Raw genomic sequence first — 24,894 nt, forward strand, 5'->3', positions numbered from 1 at the left:
GCGCTCGTTTCAGTGCCCCATGTCGCTGCGTAAGAAAAGGTTTCCGGAACGCGAGCGTCTACGGTTCCCGGCGACGCTGCTGATGAATCCAGTCGACGATATCGCCCTCTGGCGCATAGCCAGCGACGGTGTCGCCGAGGATCTGCCGAACGCGGGTGTAATCGTCGTCGTCCAGTGCCTTGAGCAGCTGCGAGAGGCTCTGCTTGAAGACGTCCCACGACAGAAAGTCTTCCTGCGCGCTCATGATCATCGGGTGGCGAGTCGCCGCCACGTTGTTGCCGATCAACAGCTCCTCATAGAGCTTCTCGCCAGGCCGCAGACCGGTGAACTCAATGGCAATGTCGCCCTGGGGATTGTGCTCCGAGCGGATGCTCAGGCCCGACAGGTGCACCATTTTCTCGGCCAGTTCGATGATGCGCACCGGCTCGCCCATGTCGAGCACGAACACGTCGCCGCCCTGCCCCATGGAGCCGGCCTGGATCACCAACTGCGCCGCTTCCGGGATGGTCATGAAGTAGCGGGTGATTTTCGGGTGCGTCACCGTCAGCGGGCCACCGGATTTGATCTGCTGATGGAACAGCGGGATCACCGAGCCGGATGAACCCAGTACGTTGCCGAACCGCACCATGATGAATCGCGTCTTGTTGACCTGATGCACATTGGAGCGGTCACCGAACATCACCGGCGCGGTCTCTCGGCTCAGTGCCTGCAGCGTCAGCTCGGCCAGGCGCTTGGTGCTGCCCATCACATTGGTCGGGCGCACGGCCTTGTCGGTGGAAATCAGCACGAAGTTGGCCACGCCCGCCTGCAGCGCCGCTTGGGCCGCGTTAAGCGTACCGACCACGTTGTTGAGCACGCCTTCGGCGATATTGTGCTCGACCATCGGCACATGCTTGTAGGCCGCCGCGTGGTACACGGTGTTGACCTGCCAGGTCTTCATCACATCCAGCAGCTTGGCGTGATTGCGAATGGAGCCCAGGATCGGCAGCAGTTTGACCTTGAGCGACTCGCGGGCCACCCGCCGCTCCAGCTCGGTAAGAATCGTGTACAGGTTGAATTCGCTGTGATCGAGCAGCAACAGCGTGGTCGGCTTCAACAGCAGGATTTGCCGGCACAGCTCCGAACCGATCGACCCCCCGGCCCCGGTGACCAGTACGCACTGGTTCTTGATGCAGTGTTCGAGCAGTTCCTCTTGCGCTGGCACGGCGTCGCGCCCGAGCAGGTCGGCGATGTCGACTTCCTGGAGATCGTCAACCTTCACTCGACCAGCCGCCAGATCAGAGAAATTCGGTACGCTGCGAACATGCAGCGGGAAGCCTTCCAGGAAGCCGAGGATTTCCCGGCGACGGGCTCGGGCCGACGACGGAATCGCCAGCAGGATTTCCTGGGCGCCGGTGACGTCGATCATCTGCTGAATGTGCTTGGGCTTATAGACCAGCAGCCCGGAAATGACCCGATTGGAGATCGAGTCGTCGTCATCGATGAACGCTACCGGACGCATCGACCGGCCCATGCGCAGTGCAGCGACCAACTGGTTACCTGCTGCGCCGGCACCGTAGATGGCGACTTTTGGCAGGCCATCGTCGCGGGTTGCAAAGGGCACATGGCGAGCGGCAGAAAACCAGTCACCGAGAAAATACTGACGCATCGCCAGGCGCAGGCCGCCGATCATGACCATGCTCAGCCACCAGTAATTGAACATCACCGATCGCGGCACCACATGCTGGTGGTTGCTGTAGAGATAGACCACGACCCCGAGAATCAGGGCCGACAGGCTGACGGCTTTGATGATCGCGATCAGCGCGTCGTTGCCGAAATAGCGCATCACCGCGCGGTACATGCCGAAACGAATGAACAACGGGATCGCCACCACGGGCGCGCTTGCGAACAGCCAGGTATGGATTTCCAGGGGGTTGATGAGTTCATCGATGCCCAGACGGACGACAAACGCCATCCACAACGCGAACCAGATCAGACAGACGTCTGCGGCGACCTGCATGATCCGCTTGTGCCGGCGAGGCAGCGCCAGCAGCGAAGTGCGTATTTTTCCCATCATCCCCTCAAGCACGCGTTCAAACTCCTTTCAGTCGACCCCTGCACCGGCCATTGATTCCTGCCCCGCGGGGGAATCGGATCAACAGCATCAGCGCCAATGTCCAGGCTCAGCCCTTTTCAAGCGCCCCTGCTTTGAAGATGACTGTCAGAGCGAGCAATGGAGCGTAAGCAATGATCACGCCGAGTGCGCCATCCAGCCCGAAACGGACGACACACACAGCGACCGGCAACAGCCAGCACAGATTGATTACACCGACTGCGGACGTCACCGGAAGGTGCTTGCCAAAACGTCGCGAGGCGAATTGATAAGCGTGACTTCTGTGCGCCTCATAGACCTTGTCGCCCCGAAAGAGCCGACGGATGAGGGTTACTGTAGCGTCTACGATGAAAACCCCGAGGAGAATAAGCCATACCCACAAGAACTGCGAGGAAATCCACGCGCCCTGCAGTGACAGACAACCGAGCATGATGCCGAGGAATCCGCTGCCGGCGTCGCCCATGAAGATCTTCGCCGGAGGAAAATTCCAGAACAGAAAGCCCGCGACGGCGCACGCCAACAGGATCGGCAGCCACACCAGAGTGGCAACGCCGCTCAGGGCGTAGATGATCGCAGCGCCAACGCAGACACAGATTGCCTCTACGCTGGCGATGCCGTCGATGCCGTCCATGAAGTTATACAGATTGAGCAGCCACACCAGGTAGAACGCCGTCAGCACGTTAACGATCAAGCCCGGATCGAGCGTCATCCCGAACACGCTGATTGCCGGAAGGCCGCCTAACCAGAACAACGCCCACGCCGCTGCGAAAAAATGCCCCAGCAGGCGCCATCGCGCGGCGATATGGCCGTGATCGTCGAGAAACCCCAGCGCCGCGATCAACGCGCCCGCGCCGAACATGGCCAGGAACAGGTCGCGGCCCATCAGCCCCGCCCATAGCATCCAGACCAGCGCGACCAGATAACTGATGACAATCGCCACGCCGCCGCCCCGTGGCGTCGGAAGGGTGTGAGAGCTTCTACCGTTCGGGATATCAAGCAAGCTTTTGTGCAGCGCATAGCGTCGCAATACATGCGTCAGCGCAAACGAAAACACGACAACCGCAACCGCGACCCACCAATAATTCATGCTCGATCCGTCACCCGAAAATGCTCGACGGTCTTCTTGAGGCCGTCCTCTACCGACACCGGCGGCTGCCACTGCAACCGCTCGCGGGTTTTACTGATGTCCACGCGCAGCGAACCCAGCACACGCTCGGCCGCCGATTTGCGACCCAACAGTGTGGCGCCGAGCATGATAAGGGATTCGGGTACGGGAATGAGCCAACCGGATGCCCCCATCTGCGCCTTGAGGCGGCTGGCCAGTTCGGTCGTGGAGAGGTCCCGGCCATCGCTGACCAGAAAGACCTGATTCGCGGCGGCAGGATGATCGATGCAGACGCGGATCAGGTCGGTCAGGTTGTCAAGCGAGACCAGGCTGCGCGCGTTGTTCACCGCGCCCAGCGGCAGCGGCACGCCTTTGCGCAACGTGCGCATCAGTTGCAGGAAGTTGGCTTTGACGCCGGGGCCGTAAACCAGCACCGGGCGGATGATCACCACTTCCATTGCCGAGGTCGTGGCCAGGGCCAGAAGGCCTTGTTCCGCTTCGTGCTTGGAAATGGCGTAGGGATCGCTCGGATTGGGCGCGTCGTCCAGACGAAAGCAGTCGCCCCGCGCGGTGGACTCACCGTTGACCTTGATCGTGCTGATGAAGATGAAACGCCGGACGCCTGCTGCGGCGGCCTGCTCAGCCAGATTCAGCGTGCCGAGGGTGTTGACCTCCCGGTACAGCGAAAGCGGATCGGCCGCGGTGTCGTGCATGACATGCACCCGCGCTGCGGCGTGAACGACCGTGTCGACGTCATGCAGAACTTCCTGCCATGGGGTGTCGGCAGTCAGCCCGGCAACAATGGCCGTCGTCACGTTTGGAGAAGAATGGGGCGTCGCCCCTCTGCTGACCGCGACAATGTGCGCGTCAGGCAGGTGTGCAAGGTGGTCAACTAGCGCTGTTCCCAAAAATCCCGAACTCCCTGTTACCAGGATTTTTCTGGTCATATCCGATCCATGCACATAAGAATTCGCCGTCCATCATGACGGCCGCTGCGAAACAGCGGCGCCATTGTAGACGATTGGCGTGCGGCCCCGCCAATCAGCAAGAGGGACCGCGCGCCCGGTGCATCACTTGCCGTTGATCAGCGCTTCGATCTCTTTGACCTTGGCTTCTACAAGGGCGGGATCACGACGGCTCTCGACGTTCAGACGCAGCAGTGGCTCGGTGTTGGAGCCGCGCAGGTTGAAGCGCCATTCGTCGAACTCAAGGCTGATGCCGTCGGTTCTGTCGATGTTCGAGCAAGACGGCGTGTAGTGTTCCAGGATCTTGGCGATGATGGATTTGACGTCGTCGACCTTGTAGTTGATTTCGCCGCTGCACGGGTAGGCCGCCATGCGTTCATCAACCAGTTGCGAGAACTTCTTGCCGGACACCGACATCAGCGCGGCGACCAACAGCCACGGGATCATGCCGCTGTCGCAGTAGGCAAAATCGCGGAAGTAGTGGTGAGCACTCATTTCGCCGCCATACACGGCGTCTTCCAGGCGCATGCGCTCCTTGATGAACGCGTGACCGGTTTTGCACAGCACCGGCGTACCGCCCGCCTGCTTGACCTGATCGATGGTGTTCCAGGTCAGGCGCGGGTCGTGAATGATTTTCGAACCCGGGTGTTGCTTGAGCAGCATTTCGGCCAGCAGGCCCACCAGGTAGTAGCCCTCGACGAAACGGCCTTGCTCGTCAAAGAAGAAGCAGCGGTCGAAATCGCCGTCCCACGCCAGGCCCAGATCGCAGCCGTGCTTGAGCAGCGCGTCGCGGGTGATGCTGCGGTTTTCCGGCAGCAGCGGGTTCGGCACGCCGTTCGGAAAGTTGCCATCCGGCTCGGCGTTGATGATCACCCACTCGAACGGCAGCTGGGAGCGGATCGCGTCCAGTGCGGGACCGACGGCGCCATTGCCCGGGTCGGCGAGGATCTTCAATGGACGGAGGTCGGCACCTTTGACGTAAGTCAGCAGGTGCTCGATGTAGGCGGTCTTGTCCGGCTTGGACTGAACGCTGCCGTGCTGAGCGGCCACTTGACCGAAGTCGCCCGCATCCACGCGCTGGCGAATGGCATCAAGGCCGGTATCACCACTGATGGGACGGGATGATTTCTGGACCAGTTTCATGCCGTTATAACCCTTCGGGTTATGACTGGCCGTGACCATCACGCCGCCGTCTGCATCGTAGTGGCTGGTGGCAAAGTAGACTTCTTCGGTGCCGCACAGGCCGATGTCGATGACATCCGCGCCGGCTTCCTGAATGCCCTTGATCAACGCCTGAGCCAGGGCCGGGCTTTCAAGACGCATGTCTCGGCCCACTACGATATTTTTGGCACCCAGTTCAACCACCATGGACCGGCCGATGCGGTATGCAATGTCATCGTCAAGGTCATTGGGGACCTGACCACGGATGTCGTAGGCCTTGAAACAGCGAGTCTGAAGAGCGGGATAGTCGGAATTCATGTGTAAAAACCTATGCGACGAAAAAACCCGAAGGTTCCTCTGTTCAGTAGAAGCAGCTCGAATGACGAACTGCACGCAACCCTCGCGCCTGAAAGCTTGAGGCGTGGGTTAGGCATTGAAAAAGGAGATTAGTTATAGGTGCGCTTGTAATTATCTTCAACGCAAGCGTTGAGGTGTCTGGCGCGCAGGGATTCTATCAAGGTAGACATGACGCCTTGGGTTTCCTGCGCAGACGCGCGACTGAAACCAGAAGGGGGCCAATCAACATGCCCACCAGCAATGCAAAGATCACCGGCACGGCGACCGGCAGCTCGGGTGCATTCCAGCCAAAGAACACCAAGGCGACGTTCTGCTGGTTTTCCAGCACAAATACGACAATCACCGCTGCGATCAACAGGGCGATAGCCAGAAAGATCAGACGCTTCACATTTCGCATGAGAACTCCTCAAAGAGCTATTGGAGCTCATGCTCCTCTTCTTCGTTCACCCGGTCGCGGAGCTCTTTGCCTGGTTTGAAGTGAGGGACGAACTTGCCGTCGAGGCTGACAGACTGACCTGTCTTCGGATTGCGGCCTACGCGAGGTGCGCGATAGTGCAGGGAAAAGCTGCCGAAGCCGCGTATTTCAATACGGTCGCCCGTCGCAAGGCACTGCGACATCTGCTCGAGCATGGTCTTGATGGCCAACTCCACATCCTTGGATGAGAGCAGTCCTTGATGGGTGACAATTCGTTCGATCAACTCCGACTTCGTCATATTTTTCCCTTCTTTTTCAAGCAGCTAGGTAAAGCGCTTTGAAGGTTTTAGCATGACCAGAAGGATTTGAACAGAGTATGTCCAGACTTAAATGAGCGGAGGTTGAACATCCTCAACAGGCATTGGCCGAACACAGCGCAAAAACACCCGCCCACAAAAAAGGGCGACCGAAGTCGCCCTTTTTCAATGGTCAGACAGAACTCAGTTCTGTTTTTCCATTTGAGCACGCAGCAGGTCACCCAGAGTGGTAGGACCAGTGCTTTCAGCGGTTTCAGGCTTGCTACGCAGGCTCTGAATCGCTTCTTTCTCGTCTTCAACGTCTTTCGACTTGATGGACAAGCTGATCACGCGGCTCTTGCGGTCAACGCTGATGATCTTGGCTTCGATCTCTTCGCCTTCTTTCAGAACGTTACGCGCGTCTTCAACGCGGTCACGGCTGATTTCGGAGGCTTTGAGGGTCGCTTCGATGTCGTCGGCCAGAGTGATGATGGCGCCTTTGGCGTCAACTTCTTTAACGATACCGCGGACGATAGCGCCTTTGTCATTGACAGTGACGTACTCGGAGAACGGATCGCTTTCCAGCTGCTTGATACCCAGCGAGATGCGCTCACGCTCTGGATCAACCGACAGGATCACGGTGTCAAGCTCGTCGCCCTTCTTGAAACGACGTACGGCTTCTTCGCCCACTTCGTTCCAGGAGATGTCGGACAGGTGAACCAGGCCGTCGATTCCGCCGTCCAGACCAATGAAGATACCGAAATCGGTGATCGACTTGATGGTGCCGGAGATCTTGTCGCCCTTGTTGAACTGGCCAGAGAAATCTTCCCACGGGTTAGATTTGCACTGTTTGATGCCCAGGGAGATACGGCGACGCTCTTCGTCGATGTCCAGAACCATGACTTCCACTTCGTCGCCAACCTGAACGACTTTAGACGGGTGGATGTTCTTGTTGGTCCAGTCCATTTCCGAAACGTGTACCAGGCCTTCCACGCCTTCTTCCAGCTCTGCGAAGCAGCCGTAGTCGGTCAGGTTGGTAACACGCGCGGTAACGCGAGTGCCTTCCGGGTAACGAGCCTTGATAGCAACCCATGGATCTTCACCCAGTTGCTTCAGACCCAGGGAAACACGATTGCGCTCGCGATCGTATTTCAGGACCTTTACATCGATCTCATCGCCAACGTTGACGATTTCCGATGGATGCTTGATGCGCTTCCAGGCCATGTCGGTGATGTGCAGCAGGCCATCGACGCCACCCAGATCGACGAATGCGCCGTAATCGGTGAGGTTCTTGACGATACCCTTGACCTGTTGGCCTTCCTGCAGCGATTCCAGCAGAGCTTCGCGCTCGGCGCTGTTTTCGGCTTCCAGGACACTGCGACGGGAAACAACAACGTTGTTGCGCTTCTGGTCCAGCTTGATGACCTTGAATTCCAGCTCTTTGCCTTCCAGGTGCGTGGTGTCGCGCACTGGACGGACGTCAACCAGAGAACCTGGCAAGAACGCACGGATGCCGTTAACGTCGACTGTGAAGCCGCCTTTAACCTTACCGTTGATAACGCCCTTGACCACTTCCTCAGCTGCGAAAGCCGCTTCCAGAACGATCCAGCACTCAGCACGCTTGGCTTTTTCGCGGGACAGCTTGGTTTCGCCAAAGCCGTCTTCGACCGCGTCCAGCGCAACGTGGACTTCATCGCCAATCTTGATGGTCAGCTCGCCAGCGTCGTTGTGGAACTGCTCCAGCGGGATGAGGCCTTCAGACTTCAGACCAGCGTGAACGGTGACCCAACCAGCCTGGTAATCGATATCGACGATGATCGCGGTGATGATCGAACCGGCCTGAAGGTTAAGAGTCTTTAGGCTTTCTTCGAAAAGTTCAGCAAAGCTTTCGCTCATTTTAATTCCTGTTGATAAGGGCGAAGAATACGCCCATCTGCCACGCTCCAGACAACGTGGGTTTCGTTCATATGAAAGAAAGCCTGCGGGACTATGACTGGTCTCCCACATGGCTTTCTGGTCATCCGGCGAGATCGCGGAGTGCGACTTCACTCAGGATGCGTTCAAGCACCTGCTCGATGGACAATTCGGTGGAATCCAGCTGAATGGCGTCATGCGCCGGCTTGAGCGGGGCTACCGCTCGCTGGGTGTCGCGCTCGTCGCGGACACGGATCTCATCTAGCAGACTCGGCAGACTAACATCGTCACCCTTGGCCTTCAACTGCAAATATCGCCGACGGGCACGCTCGTCGACGCTGGCCGTCAGAAAAATCTTCAGTGGCGCGCCGGGAAAGACCACCGTGCCCATGTCGCGGCCGTCGGCAATCAGGCCCGGAAACTCCTGAAAAGCCCGCTGGCGCTGCAGCAGTGCTTCGCGGACAGCCGGCAACGAGGCCACCTGCGACGCGCCGCTGCCGACATGCTCATTGCGGATGGCTGACGTGACGTCCTCCCCTTCCAGGATAATGCGCTGACCGTGGTCGTCTGTCGCTGCCATGAACTGCACATCCAGATGCGCAGCCAGCAGTTTCAATGCTTCTTCGTTGGTCAGATCGACGCCATGATTGACCGCGGCGAAGGCCAGCAGCCGATACAGCGCCCCAGAATCCAGCAGGGACCAGCCCAGACGTTTGGCCAGCTTGCCGGCCACCGTGCCCTTCCCGGAACCGCTGGGTCCGTCGATCGTAATGACCGGAGCTTGAACTTTCACGATTGCCCCTCTTGCGTTACACGAATACCCACCTGAGCACACAGCGCCAGGAAACTGGGAAATGAAGTCGCCACATTGGCGCAGTCCCGGATGAGGATCGGACTGGCCGCGCGCAACGACGCGATACTGAATGCCATGGCGATACGGTGATCACCCTGCGCATTGATTTCACCACCGCCAACGGTTCCACCATCAATAATGATGCCATCTGCGGTGGATTCAACGTTTATACCGAGCGTCGCCAGACCGTCGGCCATGGCCTCAAGACGGCCGGATTCCCTGACGCGTGAGCCCTGGACACCGTTAAACACTGTTCGCCCTTCCGCGCACGCGGCGGCAATAAAGAGTGCTGGAAGCTCGTCGAACGCCAGAGACACCAGCGTCCGTGGAACGTCGATACCCATGAGGCGCGCAGAGCGCACGTGCAGATCAGCCACCGGCTCGCCGCCCGCATCGCGCGGGTTGTGCAGCGTGATGTCCGCGCCAATCAGGCGCAGGATATCGATAACGCCGGAGCGCGTCGGGTTGACACCCACGCCTTCCAGAATCAGGTCGGAGCCTTCGGCGATGGACGCTGCCACCATAAAGAACGCCGCCGAGGAGATGTCGCCGGGCACTTCGATGGGTGCGGCCTTGAGCTCAACCCCTGAATGCAGCGCCACTGTCGCGTCATGAACGGCAACCGAATGACCGAAGCCTTGCAGCATGCGCTCGGTGTGGTCCCGGGTCGGCGCGGGCTCATGCACCATCGTTGTGCCATTTGCGTAGAGACCGGCGAGCAACAGCGCGGATTTCACCTGGGCGCTGGGCAACGGCATGTCGTACCGTATGGCCTGAAGACCCTGCCCGCCACGAAGGGTCAGCGGCGGCCGGCCGTCCTCTGCGGTTTCAATCACGGCGCCCATCTGGCGCAGCGGCTCGACGACGCCGGTCATCGAACGCCGTGACAGCGAGGCATCGCCGGTCAGCACGCTGTCGAATCGCTGCGCGGCCAACAGGCCACAGAGCAGGCGCATCGACGTGCCCGAGTTACCCAGATAAAGCGGCCCCGGCGCCGGTTGAAGCCCGTTGAGGCCGACGCCGTGAATGGTCAGGCGACCGTGGTGCGGCCCTTCGATGACCACGCCCATGTCGCGGAATGCCTGCAACGTTGCCAGCGCGTCCTCACTTTCGAGAAAGCCTTCAACGACGCTGGTGCCTTGGGCCAGTGACCCGAGCATGATCGCCCGGTGGGAAATCGACTTGTCACCCGGCACACGAACCTGCCCGCGGACAACACCGCCGGGCTGCGCCATAAACGTCAGGTCGGCGCCCGCAGCTTTTTCAACGTAGGCGCGACGGGCGAGGATCTTGCCGAAATGCTCTCGGGCGACCCGGGCCCGGGTGAACACACCGAGCAATTGGTGGCCATCGCCTGCATCCACGGCGTCACGCAGCGCATCGAGATCACTGCGGAAGGTGTCGAGGGTGCGCAGCACGGCCTCGCGGTTCGCCAGGAAGATGTCATGCCACATCACCGGATCACTGCCGGCGATGCGCGTGAAGTCGCGGAAACCGCCCGCCGCATAACGGAAGATGTCGAGGTTTTCGTTGCGCTTGGCCAGCGAGTCCACCAGACCGAACGCCAGGAGGTGCGGCAGATGACTGGTCGCCGCCAGCACTTCATCGTGGCGCTCAACCTCCATGTGCTCGACGTCCGCGCCCAGAGCCGACCAGAGACGGTCGACCAGCGCCAGCGCCGAGGGATCGGTTTCGGCCAGGGGCGTAAGGATGACTTTGTGGCGCTTGAACAGCTCGGCGTTGGAAGCTTCCACCCCGCTCTGCTCGGAGCCGGCAATCGGGTGACCCGGCACGAAGCGCGGCGGCATCACGCCAAAGGCTTCGCGGGCAGCGCGGACCACATTGCCTTTGGCGCTGCCGACATCGGTCAGCACGGCATTGCCCAAGTCCAGGCCCGCCAGTACGCCGAGGAGCTTTTCCATGGCCAGGATCGGCACGGCCAACTGAATGACGTCAGCCCCCACGCAGGCGGCCGCGAGATTGTCTTCACAGCGATCGACCACGCCCAGTTCGACGGCCAGCGTGCGCGATTGCGGGTCGAGATCGACGCCCACGACTTCGCGGCACAGGCCACTTTCCTTCAACCCTTTGGCGAACGAACCACCGATCAATCCGAGGCCGACCACCACCAGGCGGCCGATCACAGGCGCAGCGGGTTGCAGCGACGTGACATCAACCACGCGCCAGAACCTTGCTCAACGCCTCGAGGAAACGACTGTTCTCGGCCGGCAGACCAATGCTCACCCGCAGGTGATCGGGCATGCCGTAACCGCCGATCGGGCGAACGATCACGCCTTCGCGCAGCAATCCTTGATAGACCGAAGCGGCTTCGCGGCCCAGGTCAACGGCAATGAAATTGGCTTTGGAAGGAATCCAGCTCAGGCCCATCTGACCAAGCCCTGCTTCCAGCTGCTGCATGCCGGCTTCATTCAACTGACGGCTTTGCGCAACATAGTCAACGTCGTCCAACGCGGCGCAGGCGGCGGCCAGCGCGAGGCTGTTGACGTTGAATGGCTGACGCACGCGGTTCAGCACGTCGGCCACGACCGGCGAGGACAGGGCATAACCAACGCGCAAAGAGGCCAGGCCATAGGCCTTGGAGAACGTGCGCGACACCACCAGGTTAGGGTAATCGCTCAGGAAGTTGAGACCGTCAGGCAGTTCAGCGCCCTCGGCGTATTCAATGTAGGCCTCGTCCAGCACGACCAACACGTTGTCGGGCACCTGCGCGAGGAAGTCAGCCAGCGCACTCGGTCCGAACCAGGTCCCGGTGGGGTTGTTCGGGTTGGCGATGAAGATGACCCGGGTGTTGCTGTCGATGGCGGCGAGCATGGCCGGGAGGTCGTGACCCCACTCTTTCGCCCTGGCGACGTGGGCGGTGGCGCCCACGGCCTGGGTGACGATCGGATAGATCGCAAACGCGTGTTCGCTGAACACCGCATTGAGCCCCGGCGCCAGGTAGGCACGGGCGACAATTTCCAGAATGTCGTTGGAGCCGTTGCCCAGCGTCACTTGTTCGGGCTGCACGCCACAGGCTTGCGACAAGCGCTGCTTGAGCTCGAAACCGTTGCCGTCCGGGTAGCGGGTCAATTCCGCCAGTGCGTCTTTGATCGCCTGCAACGCCTTGGGGCTGGCGCCCATGGGGTTTTCGTTGCTCGCCAGCTTGATGATGCGCGCCGGATCGATATCCAGTTCACGCGCCAGTTCGTCCACCGGTTTGCCGGGAACGTAAGGCGATAGTTTTTGCACGCCGGGCTGTGCCAGCGCGAGGAAGTCGCCGCTCATGTACCGCTTTACCTCTTCAGAAAAACCCGTGGGGCTGCAAGTCCGGACGCAGGATCAAAGCACTGCTTTCGGATAGGAACCCAACACCTTGAGCGCCACGGCTTCCTGGCTGATCTGCTCGAGAACGGCCTTGATCAGCGGGTCGCGGTGGTGGCCAACGAAATCGATGAAGAACACGTAGGTCCATTTACCGCTTCGCGAGGGACGCGTTTCGATGCGCGTCAGGTCGATGCCGTTCTGGTGGAAAGGCACCAGCAGCTCATGCAGCGCGCCCGGCTTGTTGCTCATCGAGACGATGATCGACGTCTTGTCGTCGCCGGTCGGCGGCACTTCCTGATTGCCGATCATGAGGAAGCGCGTGGAGTTGTCCGGACGGTCCTCGATCTTCTCGGCAATCCGCGTCAAGCCATAAAGGCCGGCCGCCATATCACCGGCGATCGCCGCCGAGTTCCACTCACCCTTGACCCGCTTGGCCGCTTCGGCGTTGCTGGCAACGGCGACGCGTTCGACGTTCGGGTAATGCGCGTCCAGCCACTTGCGGCATTGCGCCAGGGACTGGGCGTGGGAGTAGATGCGGCTGATGCTGTCGGTCTTGGTGTTCTCGCCCACCAGCAGATGATGGTGAATGCGCAGCTCGACTTCGCCACAGATAACCATGTCGTGCTCAAGGAAGCTGTCCAGAGTGTGGTTGACCGCACCTTCGGTGGAGTTCTCCACCGGGACGACGCCGAAGTTGACCGCACCGGCGACCACTTCACGGAACACTTCGTCGATCGCTGCCATGGGCTTGCTGATCACGGCGTGGCCGAAATGCTTCAGCGCAGCGGCTTGAGTGAAGGTGCCCTCAGGTCCGAGATACGCGACCTTGAGCGGCTGCTCCAGCGCCAGGCACGAGGACATGATTTCGCGGAACAGCCGCGCCATCTCTTCGTTGCTCAGCGGGCCACGGTTACGCTCCATGACGCGCTTGAGCACCGCCGCTTCACGCTCGGGCCGATAGAACACCGGCTCTTCGCCTGCCGGCAGTTCGGCCATCTTGACCCGCGCCACTTCCTGGGCGCAGCGGGCGCGTTCGCTGATCAGTTCCAGAACCTTTTCGTCCAGGCTGTCGATGCGGACCCGCAGTGCCTTGAGCTCTTGTTCAGACATTAGCCGTGTTCCTTCTCGAACTCTGCCATGTACGCGGTCAGGGCGTTGACCGCACTGAGGTCGATGGCATTGTAGATGGACGCGCGCATGCCGCCGACAGAACGGTGGCCTTTGAGGTTAAGCAGGTTGCGCGCTTCGGCACCCGCGAGGAACGGCTTGTCCAGGCGATCATCGGCCAGACGGAACGGCACGTTCATCCACGAGCGGTCGGACGGGTTGATCGGGTTGCTGTACAGACCGCTGGCGTCGATGAAGTCGTACAGCGTGCGCTGCTTGAGTTCATTGCGCGTGGCCATGGCCTCGACGCCACCCTGCTCTTTCAGCCATTCAAAGACCAGACCGGACAGGTACCAGGCCAGCGTTGGTGGCGTGTTGTACATGGAGCCGTTGTCGGCCGCGACCTTGTAATTGAGCATCGTCGGGCACAGCGAACGCGCGCGACCCAGCAGGTCCTCGCGGATGATTGCCACGACGATGCCACTCGGGCCGATGTTCTTCTGGGCACCGGCGAAGATCATGCCGAAACGCGAGACGTCGACAGGGCGCGAGAGGATGTCCGAGGACATGTCGGCGACCAGCGGCACGTCACCGGTATCCGGAATCCAGTTGAATTGCAGACCGCCAATGGTCTCGTTGGGCACGTAGTGAACGTAGGCCGCGTCTTTCGACAGCTTCCAATCGTTCTGGCCGGGAATGGCGAAGTAATCGGAGGGTTTGGCGCTGGCGGCGACATTGATGTTGCCGTAGCGCGATGCTTCTTCAATGGCTTTCTGCGACCAGATGCCGGTGTCGATGTAGTCGGCCGTGCCTTTTTCCGGCAGCAGGTTCAACGGAACCTGAGCGAATTGCTGACTGCCGCCACCTTGAAGAAACAGCACTTTGTAATTGGAGGGGACAGACAGCAGATCGCGAAAATCCTGCTCCGCCTTGGTGGCGATGGAGACGAACTCGTCGCTGCGATGGCTCATTTCCATGACGGACAGGCCTTTGCCATGCCAGTCCAGGAGTTCGGCCTGGGCGCGCAGCAGAACAGCTTCAGGGAGCGCAGCAGGACCTGCGCAGAAGTTAAAGGCTCGCTTGCTCATATCCACTCTCGTCGTGTCACTGAATTAATTTGGAACGGGTGAAATGCGGGGAAGTGCGGAACAGGGACTGTATTGTGTCAGAAGATCCGCATCGCGACCGTCGTTACCTCCGATTGCTCCTACAGACGTTCTCTGGTCGGGCACTGAGATCGACGGTAGGAGCAATCGGAGTTTGCGACGGTCGCGAAAGCGATCTGTCTGACAGCATGCGTCCCATGATTCTAAGGAGGGGGCCGGGTCACCAGCCCCCTCTCAGCGTTACTCCTGCGGCTCTTCTTCGTCAGCCGCGTGATCCGCCTGCACATCGTCAGCGGACTCGTCGGTGTCGACGGCGCCAATCACGTCGCCATCAACCTCTTCGCCCTCGAACGCTTCGCCTTCCAGCTCTTCGCCTTCGACTTCCGATGGTTCCTGCACGCGCTCCAGACCGACCAGTTTCTCGTCCTTGGCCAGTTTGATCAGGGTCACGCCCTGAGTGTTACGGCCCAGACTCGATACTTCGCCAACGCGGGTACGCACCAGCGTGCCCTGGTCGGAAATCAGCATGATTTCCTCGCCGTCCTGCACCTGAACCGCGCCGACCAGACGGCCGTTACGCTCGTTGCTGACCATGGCGATGACGCCCTGACCGCCACGCTTGTACTCAGGGAACTCAGTGATCGCGGTGCGCTTGCCATAGCCACGCTCGGAAGCGGTGAGGATCTGGCTGCCCTGCTCCGGAATCAGCATCGAAATCAGCTTCTGCCCTTCAGGCAGACGCATGCCGCGCACGCCGCGAGCCGTACGGCCCATGGCACGCACTTCGGATTCCTTGAAGCGGGTGACCTTGCCGCCGTCGGAGAACAGCATGATTTCCTGCTCGCCATCGGTGACGGCCGCGGAAATCAGGATGTCGCCTTCGTCCAGCTCCAGCGCAATCAGGCCGACGCTGCGTTGACGACTGAAGGCCACCAGCGGGGTCTTCTTGACGGTACCGTTGGCGGTCGACATGAAGATGAACGGCGCCTTCTTCTTGTCGGCGGCCTTGATGCGCGCCTTGCGCTCTTCTTCGGTCTCGTTGCTGTTCTCGAGGTCTTCGGCGTCGGCGTCCACGCCTTCGGCTTCTTCTTCGTCAGCGCGCTTGCGCATGGCTTCGAGGTCGACCGGCAGCATGGTGGTGATGTATTCGCCTTCGCTCAGCGGCAACAGGTTGACCAACGGACGACCACGGGCAGCGCGGGACGCTTCCGGGATCTCGTAGGTCTTGAGCCAGTACACCTTGCCTTTGCTGGAGAACATCAGCAGCGTGGTGTGGCTGTTGGCGACCAGCAGGTGAGCGATGTAGTCCTCATCCTTGACGCCGGTGGCCGATTTGCCTTTGCCGCCGCGACGCTGGGCCTGATAAACGGCCAGCGGTTGAGTCTTGGCGTAGCCACCGTGGGAGATGGTCACGACGCGCTCTTCTTCGGGGATCATGTCGCCGAGGGTCAGGTCCAGGCGCGCATCAAGGATCTCGGTGCGACGCACATCGCCATATTCGGCGCGGATCAGCTCCAGCTCTTCGCGGATGACTTCCATCAGGCGCGTGGCGCTGTTGAGGATGCGCAGCAGCTCGCCGATCTGAGTCAGGATTTCCTGGTACTCGGTCAGCAGCTTCTCGTGTTCCAGACCGGTCAGGCGGTGCAGACGCAGCTCAAGGATCGCCTGAGCCTGTTCCGGCGAGAGGAAATACTTGCCGTCACGCATGCCGTACTGAGGATCGAGGTTTTCCGGGCGGGACGATTCGGCGCCTGCGCGCTCGACCATTTCGACCACGGCGCTGGATTCCCACGGCGTGCTGATCAGACCTTCCTTGGCTTCGGCCGGGGTCGGCGAGGCTTTGATGAGGGCGATGACCGGGTCGATGTTCGACAGGGCAACGGCCTGACCTTCGAGGATGTGACCCCGCTCGCGGGCCTTGCGCAGTTCGAACACGGTGCGACGGGTAACGACTTCGCGACGGTGACGAATGAAGGCTTCCAGCAGGTCCTTGAGGTTCAGGATGCGTGGGCGGCCGTCGATCAGCGCAACGATATTGATACCGAAGACGCTTTGCAGCTGGGTCTGAGCGTAGAGATTGTTGAGGATGACCTCAGGCACTTCGCCGCGACGCAGCTCGATGACCACGCGCATGCCGTCCTTGTCGGACTCGTCGCGCAGCTCGGTGATGCCTTCGAGCTTCTTCTCTTTGACCAGCTCGGCGATCTTCTCGATCAGACGGGCCTTGTTCAGCTGGTACGGCAGCTCGGTAATGACGATCTGCTGGCGACCACCGACCTTGTCGATGTCTTCGACGATGGAGCGGGCGCGCATATAGATGCGGCCACGGCCGGTCTTGTAGGCTTCGACGATGCCGGCACGACCGTTGATGATCGCGGCGGTCGGGAAGTCCGGGCCGGGGATGTACTGCATCAACTCGTCGACGGTGAGGTCGCCGTTGTCGATGAGCGCCAGACAGCCGTCGATGACTTCACCGAGGTTGTGCGGCGGAATGTTGGTCGCCATGCCCACGGCGATGCCGCTGGAGCCGTTGACCAGCAGGTTGGGAATACGGGTCGGCATGACCGCAGGAATCTGTTCGGTGCCGTCGTAGTTCGGCACCCAGTCCACGGTTTCCTTGTGCAGGTCGGCCAGCAGCTCATGGGCCAGCTTGGTCATGCGCACTTCGGTGTATCGCATGGCAGCGGCGTTGTCGCCGTCCACCGAACCGAAGTTGCCCTGGCCGTCTACCAGCAGGTAGCGCAGGGAAAAGGGTTGGGCCATACGAACGATGGTGTCGTAGACCGCGGTGTCGCCATGCGGGTGGTACTTACCGATAACGTCACCGACCACACGGGCGGATTTCTTGTACGGCTTGTTCCAGTCGTTACCCAGTTCGCTCATCGCGAACAGTACCCGCCGGTGCACGGGCTTCAAGCCGTCGCGCGCATCGGGCAGAGCTCGTCCGACGATGACGCTCATCGCGTAGTCGAGGTAGGACTGCTTCAGCTCGTCTTCGATATTGACCGGGAGGATTTCTTTGGCCAGTTCGCCCATGAGAAGCCTGATTCCTTTTTCTGGTGAAACCTCGCTCAGCCATCCGGGATGAACAAGGCTTGCCGCTGCCGACGATTGTCAGGCAACGACTTACGACAAATCAGCGAGTTATGCCATGAATGTGCGCAGTCATAAGGGTCGCCATGCGCCCCTTTGGAAACCGCCGGATGGTACCACAATCGCCGTCAGGCACGAAGTCTTTGCAGGCGCCGTGAACACGCCATTTCGCCAGCAGACGCCTGATACGCGCTCACAGAGCCCGATAGCGCGTTTGGCGACGAATGGCATTATCGGCTGCGGGGTGATCAATGCAGGCGTTTGCGGCACATCAACAGGGCCATTTTGGTCGTGTCGGGGCGTTCGACGATGCCCTTCTCGGTGACGATGGCGTCGATCAGATCGGCGGGCGTCACATCGAACACAGGGTTGAAGGCGTCGACGTCGGCACCCACGCGCTTGCCGCCGACTTCAAGCAATTCACGGCCGTCGCGCTCTTCGATGGGAATGTCGTCGCCACTGGCAAGGTTCATGTCGATGGTCGAGCTCGGCGCCACGACCATGAAGCGCACGCCGTGGTGCATCGCCGCCACCGCCAACTGGTAAGTGCCGATCTTGTTGGCGACGTCGCCGTTGGCGGTGATGCGGTCGGCGCCGACGATGACCCAGGTGATGCCTTTGGTTTTCATCAGGTGCGCGGCCGCGGAGTCGGCATTGAGGGTGACCGGAATGCCTTCGTTGACCAATTCCCACGCGGTCAGACGGGAGCCCTGCAGCCAGGGACGGGTTTCGTCGGCGTAGACGCGTTCGATCATGCCTTCCAGGTGTGCCGCGCGGATGACGCCGAGCGCGGTACCAAAGCCGCCAGTGGCCAGTGCGCCGGTGTTGCAATGGGTCAGCACGGTCTGCAGATTGCCCTGATGCTTGCGGATCAGCTCGGCACCCAGTTGCGCCATGGTCAGATTGGCTTCGCGGTCGCTCAAGTGAATGGCCACAGCTTCGGCCTCCATGGCCTTCAGCGGATCTTCATGATCCTTCAGGCGATACAGGCGCTCGCGCATGCGATTCAGCGCCCAGAACAGGTTGACCGCCGTGGGCCGGGAGTTGGCCAGCAGGTCGAAGTCTTCTTCCAGGGCCATTTGCCAGTCGCCGCCTTCGGCCAGACGATCAATGACCGCCAATACGATGCCGTAGGCCGCACTGATACCGATGGCTGGCGCGCCGCGCACAACCATCGTGCGAATGGCTTCGGCCACGCCTTCAGCTGTGGTGTAGGGATGCCAGGTTTCTTCGAAGGGCAGGACCCGCTGATCCAGCAGATGCAACGTGCCGTCCCGCCAATCGATGGCCTTTACCTTCTCCGCAGCCAGTAATCGATCGCGCATTGCACACCCCACTTGATGAATTTTTGAAAAGCTGCCGCCACAGCGACGGTGCAAAGAAGCAAATCGCCAGCACCTTAAAAAGCCGCCGATTATAGCGAGCCGCCTGCGAAGACGCTCGGGTATACTTCGCCGTCCCCGTAATAAGCCATTGGATGCCCGCCCCATGCCCCATTCCGCTGCCCCGCTCGACCTGTTGTTGCTGCCGGACTGGCTGGTACCGGTCGAACCCGCCGGCGTTGTGTTGAAGCAGCACGGAATCGGCATCCGCGATGGCCTGATCGTTTACATCGGCCCCCGCGCCGAGGCCCTGCGCCAGCCGGCCATCGAAGTGCGCGAGTTGCCGGGCATGCTGCTCAGTCCCGGGCTGATCAACGCCCACGGCCATGCGGCGATGACGCTGTTCCGCGGTCTGGCCGACGATCTGCCGTTGATGACCTGGCTGCAGGACCATATCTGGCCAGCCGAGGCGAAATGGGTCGATGAGGATTTCGTCCGCGACGGCACCGATCTGGCCATTGCCGAGCAGTTGAAAGGTGGCATCACCTGCTTCTCCGACATGTATTTCTTTCCGAAGGTCGCCTGCGAGCGGGTGCACAACAGTGGCATTCGCGCACAGATCACCGTGCCGGTGCTGGACTTCCCGATACCCGGCGCGCGCAACAGCGATGAATCGCTGCACATCGGTATCGAGCTGTTCAACGACCTCGCCCACCACGATCGCATCAAGATCGCCATGGGCCCCCACGCCCCTTATACCGTCAGCGACGAGAACCTGGAGAAGATCCGGGTCATCGCCGATGAGCTGGACGCAATGATCCAGATGCACGTTCACGAAACCGCTTTTGAAGTACACGAGGCCGTTCAGCAGCGCCAGGAACGGCCCATCGCGCGGCTGCAGCGTCTGGGCCTGCTGGGCCCGCGTTTCCAGGCGGTGCACATGACCCAGATCAGCGATGACGACCTGGCGATGCTGGTCGAAAGCAACTCTAGCGTCATTCACTGCCCCGAATCGAACCTGAAACTGGCCAGCGGCTTCTGCCCGGTCGAGCGCCTGTGGCAGGCCGGGGTCAACGTCGCCATCGGCACCGACGGCGCGGCCAGCAACAACGACCTGGACCTGCTCGGCGAAACCCGCACCGCCGCGCTGCTGGCGAAGGCGGTGGCCGGCTCGGCCACTGCGCTGGACGCCCACCGTGCGCTGCGCATGGCCACGCTGAACGGCGCCCGCGCTTTGGGCATCGACGATCACACCGGCTCGCTGCAGATCGGCAAGGCCGCCGACATGGTCGCGTTCGACCTCTCTGGCCTGGCGCAACAGCCGGTCTACGACCCGGTGTCACAGCTTATTTATGCGACGGGTCGCGACTGCGTCACGCACGTCTGGGTCGCCGGCAAGCCATTGCTGCAGGACAAACGCCTGACCCGCATGGACGAAGAAGCGCTGACCCGAACCGCCAAAGCCTGGGGCAACCGCATCGCGGCAGACAAAGCCTGACCCATTGAGCACCGCCACGGTCAGATACCGTGGCCGGACAACGAATTCAAGTTTTAGAGGATCACACATGAGCAACGTCGACCACGCCGAAATCGCCAAATTCGAGGCCCTCGCCCATCGCTGGTGGGATCGCAACAGCGAGTTCAAGCCGCTTCACGATATCAACCCGCTGCGGGTGAACTGGATTGACGAGCGCGTGAATCTGGCCGGCAAGAAGGTGCTCGATGTCGGTTGCGGCGGCGGCATTCTGAGCGAGGCCATGGCCTTGCGCGGCGCCACCGTGACCGGCATCGACATGGGCGAGGCGCCGCTGGCCGTGGCGCGCCTGCATCAGCTCGAATCTGGCGTGAACGTGGAATACCGGCAGATCACCGCCGAAGCACTGGCCGACGAAATGCCCGAGCAGTTCGATGTCGTGACCTGCCTGGAAATGCTGGAGCACGTGCCGGACCCGTCGTCGGTGATTCGCGCCTGCTACAAGATGGTCAAGCCGGGCGGTCAGGTGTTTTTCTCCACCATCAACCGCAACCCGAAGGCGTACCTGTTCGCCATCATCGGCGCCGAATACATCATGAACCTGCTGCCGCGCGGCACCCATGACTTCAAGAAATTCATCCGCCCGTCCGAGCTGGGCGCGTGGAGCCGCGATGCCGGGCTGCAGGTCAAGGACATCATCGGCCTGACCTACAACCCGCTGACCAAGCACTACAAGCTGGCGTCCGACGTCGACGTCAATTACATGATCCAGACATTGAGAGGCGTCTGAGCCATGCGCTTGAGGGCAGTTCTCTTCGACATGGACGGCACGCTGCTCGATACCGCGCCGGACTTCATCGCGATCTGCCAGGCGATGCTGGCCGAACGCGGCTTCCCGCGTGTGGACGACAAACTGATTCGCGACGAGATCTCCGGCGGGGCCAGGGCGATGGTCTCGGCGGCGTTCGCCATGTCCCCCGAGGCGCCTGAATTCGAGGCGCTGCGACTGGAGTTTCTGGCGCGCTACCAGACCGATTGCGCCGTGCACAGCAAGCTGTTCGACGGCATGGCCGAATTGCTGGCCGACATCGAAAAAGCCAAGCTGATCTGGGGCGTGGTGACCAACAAGCCGGTGCGTTTCGCTCAGCCGATCATGGAGCAGCTGGGTCTGTCGGAGCGTTCCGCGGTGCTGATCTGCCCGGACCATGTGACCAGGAGCAAACCCGACCCGGAGCCGCTGTTGCTGGCCTGCAAGACGCTCGATCTGGACCCGTCCAGCGTGCTGTTCGTGGGCGATGACCTGCGTGACATCGAATCCGGCCGCGACGCCGGCACCAAGACCGCCGCCGTACGCTATGGCTACATCCATCCCAACGACAATCCCGATCACTGGGGCGCGGACGTGGTGGTGAACCACCCACTGGAGCTGCGCCGGGTGCTGGATGATGCGTTGTGCAGCTGCTGATCGCTCATCAGCGCAGCTCGGCATAGACACAGCGCACTACATAGAGAGAGGAGCCCCCATGTTCAATTATTCCGCCCGCCCCGATCTGCTCAAGGACCGGGTGATCCTGGTCACCGGCGCCGGCCGTGGCATCGGTGCCGCTGCCGCAAGAACCTACGCCGCCCACGGCGCGACGGTCTTGCTGCTGGGCAGGACCGAAGCGAACCTGAGCGCGCTGTATGACGAGATCGAAGCTGCCGGTCATCCGCAGCCGGTGGTCATCCCGTTCGATCTCGAGACTGCCCTGCCCCATCAATATGACGAACTCGCCGCGATGATCGAAGCGGAGTTCGGCCGGCTCGATGGCGTGTTGCACAACGCCTCGATCATCGGCCCGCGCACGCCGATCGAGCAGCTCACCGGCGAGCAGTTCATGCAGGTGATGCACATCAACGTCAACGCCACCTTCATGCTGACCACCGCGTTGCTGCCGCTGCTCAAGCTCTCGGGTGACGCGTCCATCGCCTTCACTTCCAGCAGCGTCGGCCGCAAAGGCCGCGCGTATTGGGGCGCCTATGGCGTGTCCAAGTTCGCCACCGAGGGGCTGATGCAGACGCTGGCCGACGAGATCGACGGGCTTGGGTCGCTGCGCGCCAACAGCATCAATCCGGGCGCAACCCGCACCGACATGCGCGCCCAGGCGTACCCGGCGGAAGATCCGACCAACAACCCGACGCCGGACGAGATCATGCCGGTGTATCTGTACCTGATGGGCCCGGACAGCAAAGGCATCAACGGACAGGCACTGGATGCGCAGACCCGCTGACTTTGGGGCAAGTCGTCCGTCAACCACAAGGGGCGCTCCCGAACGCGCTCCCTCATCTGAATATCAGACAACCCCAGGGCCCCCCCACTCGGCAGTTTCCTGCCGTCTTGTGTAGCAGAACGCCTTCAGGATCGATACGTTAGTCAAATCCAAGGCGCGGAAAGGTATCAAACCTGTCACAATCCGCCGCAACTTATTGATTGACAATACTTTTCACGCAGGCAGTCGAATTGGCACGAGTTTCGCTCTCTCCATTTCAAGCCCGTAGAGGCGAAGGAGCGGAACCATGAGTCTTCCAACCACCAATGCCATAGATTTCGACAGCGCCCGGCTGCAACGCCATGGTTTCGCGCCGCCCCACAGCCTCGTCCGGCCTGCCCTCGATTACGAACAGCTCAGGCGTCAGCTCGATTTGCAACTGCAGACCAGCCTCGAAGCGGACAAGATCCTGTCGATGCTTTTCCAGAGCGTTCAGCAACTCATCCCGCTGAATGCCCTCAGCTACAAACACCTGCCCACCGATCTGCGTCTGGAACTTGGGGAGCGCGCCCGGCACAGCGCTATCTACCGCATGACCCACGAAGGCGAGCAGTTGGGCGAGCTGTCGTTCCAGCGCGACCACCGTTTCGCCGAGGATGAGCTTGAGCAACTCGAATCGTTGCTGTCCAGCCTGCTGTATCCCCTGCGCAACGCCCTGCTGTATCGCCACGCCAGCCTGAGTGCGCTGCGTGACCCGCTGACCGGCGCCGGTAACCGGATCGCGATGGAGCAGTCGCTGATTCGCGAGTTCGAAATCGCACGCCGCCAGCAGCAACCGCTGTCGGTGCTGATGCTCGACATCGACCACTTCAAGGGCATCAACGACACCCATGGCCATGCCACGGGCGATGAAGTGCTGCGGGCGGTGACCAACGCGGTCAAGGATCGCCTGCGCAATATCGATCAGGTGTTCAGATTTGGCGGTGAGGAGTTTCTCATCGTGCTGACCAACACCAGCCGTGAGTCAGCCGCGCTGGTAGGCGAGCGCTTGCGCAGTGCGGCACTGCAACTCAGTTATCCGGTGACAGGACGGCCTCTGGATCTGACCGTGAGCCTCGGTTGCTCGACGCTGCTGCCGGGCGAATCGTCCGACAGCATGTTGCGCCGTGCCGACACGGCCCTGTACGCCGCCAAGCGCAAGGGCCGCAACCGCCTGGAAATGGCGGGCTGACCGATCAGGCGCGGGCGGGGATCCGGTGTTCACGGACCGAGCCGCTACTTTCCTGGGATAGTTCCAGCGTCATGCACCGCTCAAGGAACAGGAACATGTACTCGTAGCTCTTGCAGACCGCCATTCGCAGGTCACTCTGCAATTGCTCGCTGGGGTTGTTGCCGGCCAGGGTGCAGATGATTTCCAGCGCTTCCCAAGGGTGGGAATCGTCGTACTGCGCATGCATCTTCAGCCACTTCATTGCCCGCTTTCGTGTGTCCGGCGGGAACATGTCCGCGTAGGTATCCTGGGAACAGACGACCGCCGACCATTCACCGGTGGCACCTTCGATGGCGTAGTTGGTCGCCGCGATGGCGACTACCAGTGAATCCGACGAACAACTGTGCCAGCACCAGTGATTCAGTGCGTGGAGTTCCGAGGGCACCAACTGCGCCTGCAAGTCTTCCAGCGTCACCCCGTGGGCAGCGCTCCAGTTGACCCAGTAATCGGCGTGGTTGAGTTCGACCCGAATGTTGCGCATCAACCATCGTCGCGCCATGTCTTCACCCGGGTGTCGGGCGAATCGGGTTTTGGTCAGGTTATGCGCCATATAGACCGCGAACTGTTCGACGACCGGCCATCCCCCAATCAGGTACTGGCGCATGGTCTTAGAACTGAGCCGCCCGTCACGCATGCGTTGATAAAGTTCATGCCCTACCACCTTGGCCTTGGCGTCACTGCAATCGTCAATCAATTGCTGTGCCCAAGCGGGGTAACTGCTGGCATCCATCAGCGGACCGGTTCTAATGAACATATCGATCACTGTGTAGCTCCTTATGTAAGTTGCGTAG

At 60.9% G+C, this 24,894-nt stretch carries 20 protein-coding genes; 5 read left to right on the top strand and 15 right to left on the bottom strand.

What is annotated here, in order from left to right:
- Positions 1-58: 58 nt before the first annotated feature.
- The 14 genes from ACYASU_RS11290 to mtnA all read right to left on the bottom strand — a co-directional run bounded on the left by ACYASU_RS11290 (position 59) and on the right by mtnA (position 19,113).
- The gene (locus tag ACYASU_RS11290) at positions 59-2,053 is read right to left on the bottom strand and encodes a polysaccharide biosynthesis protein (protein ID WP_407073233.1); all 1,995 of its coding nucleotides are present in this window, start codon (positions 2,051-2,053) and stop codon (positions 59-61) included.
- A gap of 109 nt (positions 2,054-2,162) precedes the next feature.
- A complete protein-coding gene (locus tag ACYASU_RS11295) occupies positions 2,163-3,179 on the bottom strand; it encodes an MraY family glycosyltransferase (protein WP_463582920.1) in 1,017 nt (338 codons plus the stop codon).
- Complete coding sequence (locus ACYASU_RS11300) at positions 3,176-4,144, bottom strand: UDP-glucose 4-epimerase family protein (RefSeq protein ID WP_463582841.1); 969 nt, start codon at positions 4,142-4,144, stop codon at positions 3,176-3,178. Before ACYASU_RS11300 ends, ACYASU_RS11295 begins: the two co-directional genes overlap by 4 nt.
- Before the next feature lie 123 nt (positions 4,145-4,267).
- Positions 4,268-5,641: a phosphohexomutase domain-containing protein gene (locus tag ACYASU_RS11305; RefSeq protein ID WP_463582842.1), complete on the bottom strand. Its 1,374-nt coding sequence runs from the start codon at positions 5,639-5,641 to the stop codon at positions 4,268-4,270.
- 196 nt (positions 5,642-5,837) lie between these two features.
- Positions 5,838-6,077 (bottom strand): lipopolysaccharide assembly protein LapA domain-containing protein, encoded by a 240-nt coding sequence (locus ACYASU_RS11310; RefSeq protein WP_463582843.1) that lies wholly within the window; start codon positions 6,075-6,077, stop codon positions 5,838-5,840.
- 17 nt (positions 6,078-6,094) lie between these two features.
- A complete protein-coding gene (gene ihfB / locus ACYASU_RS11315) occupies positions 6,095-6,394 on the bottom strand; it encodes an integration host factor subunit beta (RefSeq protein ID WP_037011901.1) in 300 nt (99 codons plus the stop codon).
- 201 nt (positions 6,395-6,595) lie between these two features.
- Positions 6,596-8,287 (bottom strand): 30S ribosomal protein S1, encoded by a 1,692-nt coding sequence (rpsA, locus tag ACYASU_RS11320; protein ID WP_065992985.1) that lies wholly within the window; start codon positions 8,285-8,287, stop codon positions 6,596-6,598.
- 121 nt (positions 8,288-8,408) lie between these two features.
- Complete coding sequence (cmk, locus tag ACYASU_RS11325) at positions 8,409-9,098, bottom strand: (d)CMP kinase (RefSeq protein ID WP_065992981.1); 690 nt, start codon at positions 9,096-9,098, stop codon at positions 8,409-8,411.
- On the bottom strand, positions 9,095-11,302 hold the full coding sequence (locus tag ACYASU_RS11330) for a bifunctional prephenate dehydrogenase/3-phosphoshikimate 1-carboxyvinyltransferase (protein WP_463582921.1): 2,208 nt from the start codon (positions 11,300-11,302) through the stop codon (positions 9,095-9,097). The genes cmk and ACYASU_RS11330 overlap by 4 nt, the downstream gene beginning before the upstream one ends.
- 28 nt (positions 11,303-11,330) lie before the next feature.
- Positions 11,331-12,443: a histidinol-phosphate transaminase gene (gene hisC, locus ACYASU_RS11335; RefSeq protein ID WP_463582844.1), complete on the bottom strand. Its 1,113-nt coding sequence runs from the start codon at positions 12,441-12,443 to the stop codon at positions 11,331-11,333.
- Between the two features lie 54 nt (positions 12,444-12,497).
- Entirely contained in the window at positions 12,498-13,592 is a 1,095-nt protein-coding gene (gene pheA / locus ACYASU_RS11340; protein WP_192172818.1) for a prephenate dehydratase, read from the bottom strand.
- Positions 13,592-14,677, bottom strand: coding sequence for a 3-phosphoserine/phosphohydroxythreonine transaminase (gene serC, locus ACYASU_RS11345; RefSeq protein ID WP_463582845.1), 1,086 nt, complete (start codon positions 14,675-14,677; stop codon positions 13,592-13,594). The genes pheA and serC overlap by 1 nt, the downstream gene beginning before the upstream one ends.
- Before the next feature lie 258 nt (positions 14,678-14,935).
- Positions 14,936-17,731, bottom strand: coding sequence for a DNA gyrase subunit A (gyrA, locus tag ACYASU_RS11350; RefSeq protein ID WP_463582846.1), 2,796 nt, complete (start codon positions 17,729-17,731; stop codon positions 14,936-14,938).
- 305 nt (positions 17,732-18,036) lie between these two features.
- A complete protein-coding gene (gene mtnA / locus ACYASU_RS11355; protein WP_282367513.1) occupies positions 18,037-19,113 on the bottom strand; it encodes an S-methyl-5-thioribose-1-phosphate isomerase in 1,077 nt (358 codons plus the stop codon).
- A 163-nt stretch (positions 19,114-19,276) separates the two neighbouring features.
- Here mtnA and ACYASU_RS11360 point away from each other — a divergent pair, with 163 nt between their 5' ends.
- The 5 genes from ACYASU_RS11360 to ACYASU_RS11380 all read left to right on the top strand — a co-directional run bounded on the left by ACYASU_RS11360 (position 19,277) and on the right by ACYASU_RS11380 (position 24,064).
- Positions 19,277-20,608: a TRZ/ATZ family hydrolase gene (locus ACYASU_RS11360; RefSeq protein WP_282367515.1), complete on the top strand. Its 1,332-nt coding sequence runs from the start codon at positions 19,277-19,279 to the stop codon at positions 20,606-20,608.
- 67 nt (positions 20,609-20,675) lie between these two features.
- Positions 20,676-21,374 carry a bifunctional 2-polyprenyl-6-hydroxyphenol methylase/3-demethylubiquinol 3-O-methyltransferase UbiG gene (gene ubiG, locus ACYASU_RS11365; protein WP_192172823.1) on the top strand — a complete coding sequence of 233 codons (699 nt, stop codon included), beginning with the start codon at positions 20,676-20,678 and terminating at the stop codon, positions 21,372-21,374.
- 3 nt (positions 21,375-21,377) lie between these two features.
- Entirely contained in the window at positions 21,378-22,049 is a 672-nt protein-coding gene (gene mupP, locus ACYASU_RS11370; protein WP_463582847.1) for an N-acetylmuramic acid 6-phosphate phosphatase MupP, read from the top strand.
- Positions 22,050-22,107: 58 nt separating this feature from the next.
- Positions 22,108-22,854: a YciK family oxidoreductase gene (locus ACYASU_RS11375; RefSeq protein WP_463582848.1), complete on the top strand. Its 747-nt coding sequence runs from the start codon at positions 22,108-22,110 to the stop codon at positions 22,852-22,854.
- A gap of 286 nt (positions 22,855-23,140) precedes the next feature.
- Positions 23,141-24,064 (top strand): GGDEF domain-containing protein, encoded by a 924-nt coding sequence (locus ACYASU_RS11380; RefSeq protein WP_463582849.1) that lies wholly within the window; start codon positions 23,141-23,143, stop codon positions 24,062-24,064.
- A gap of 4 nt (positions 24,065-24,068) precedes the next feature.
- Here ACYASU_RS11380 and ACYASU_RS11385 read toward each other — a convergent pair whose 3' ends face one another.
- Positions 24,069-24,866, bottom strand: a complete 798-nt coding sequence (locus ACYASU_RS11385; protein ID WP_463582850.1) for a TenA family transcriptional regulator — start codon at positions 24,864-24,866, stop codon at positions 24,069-24,071.
- Positions 24,867-24,894 lie beyond the last annotated feature (28 nt).

It is taken from the genome of Pseudomonas sp. HP_12 (genome assembly GCF_055283955.1).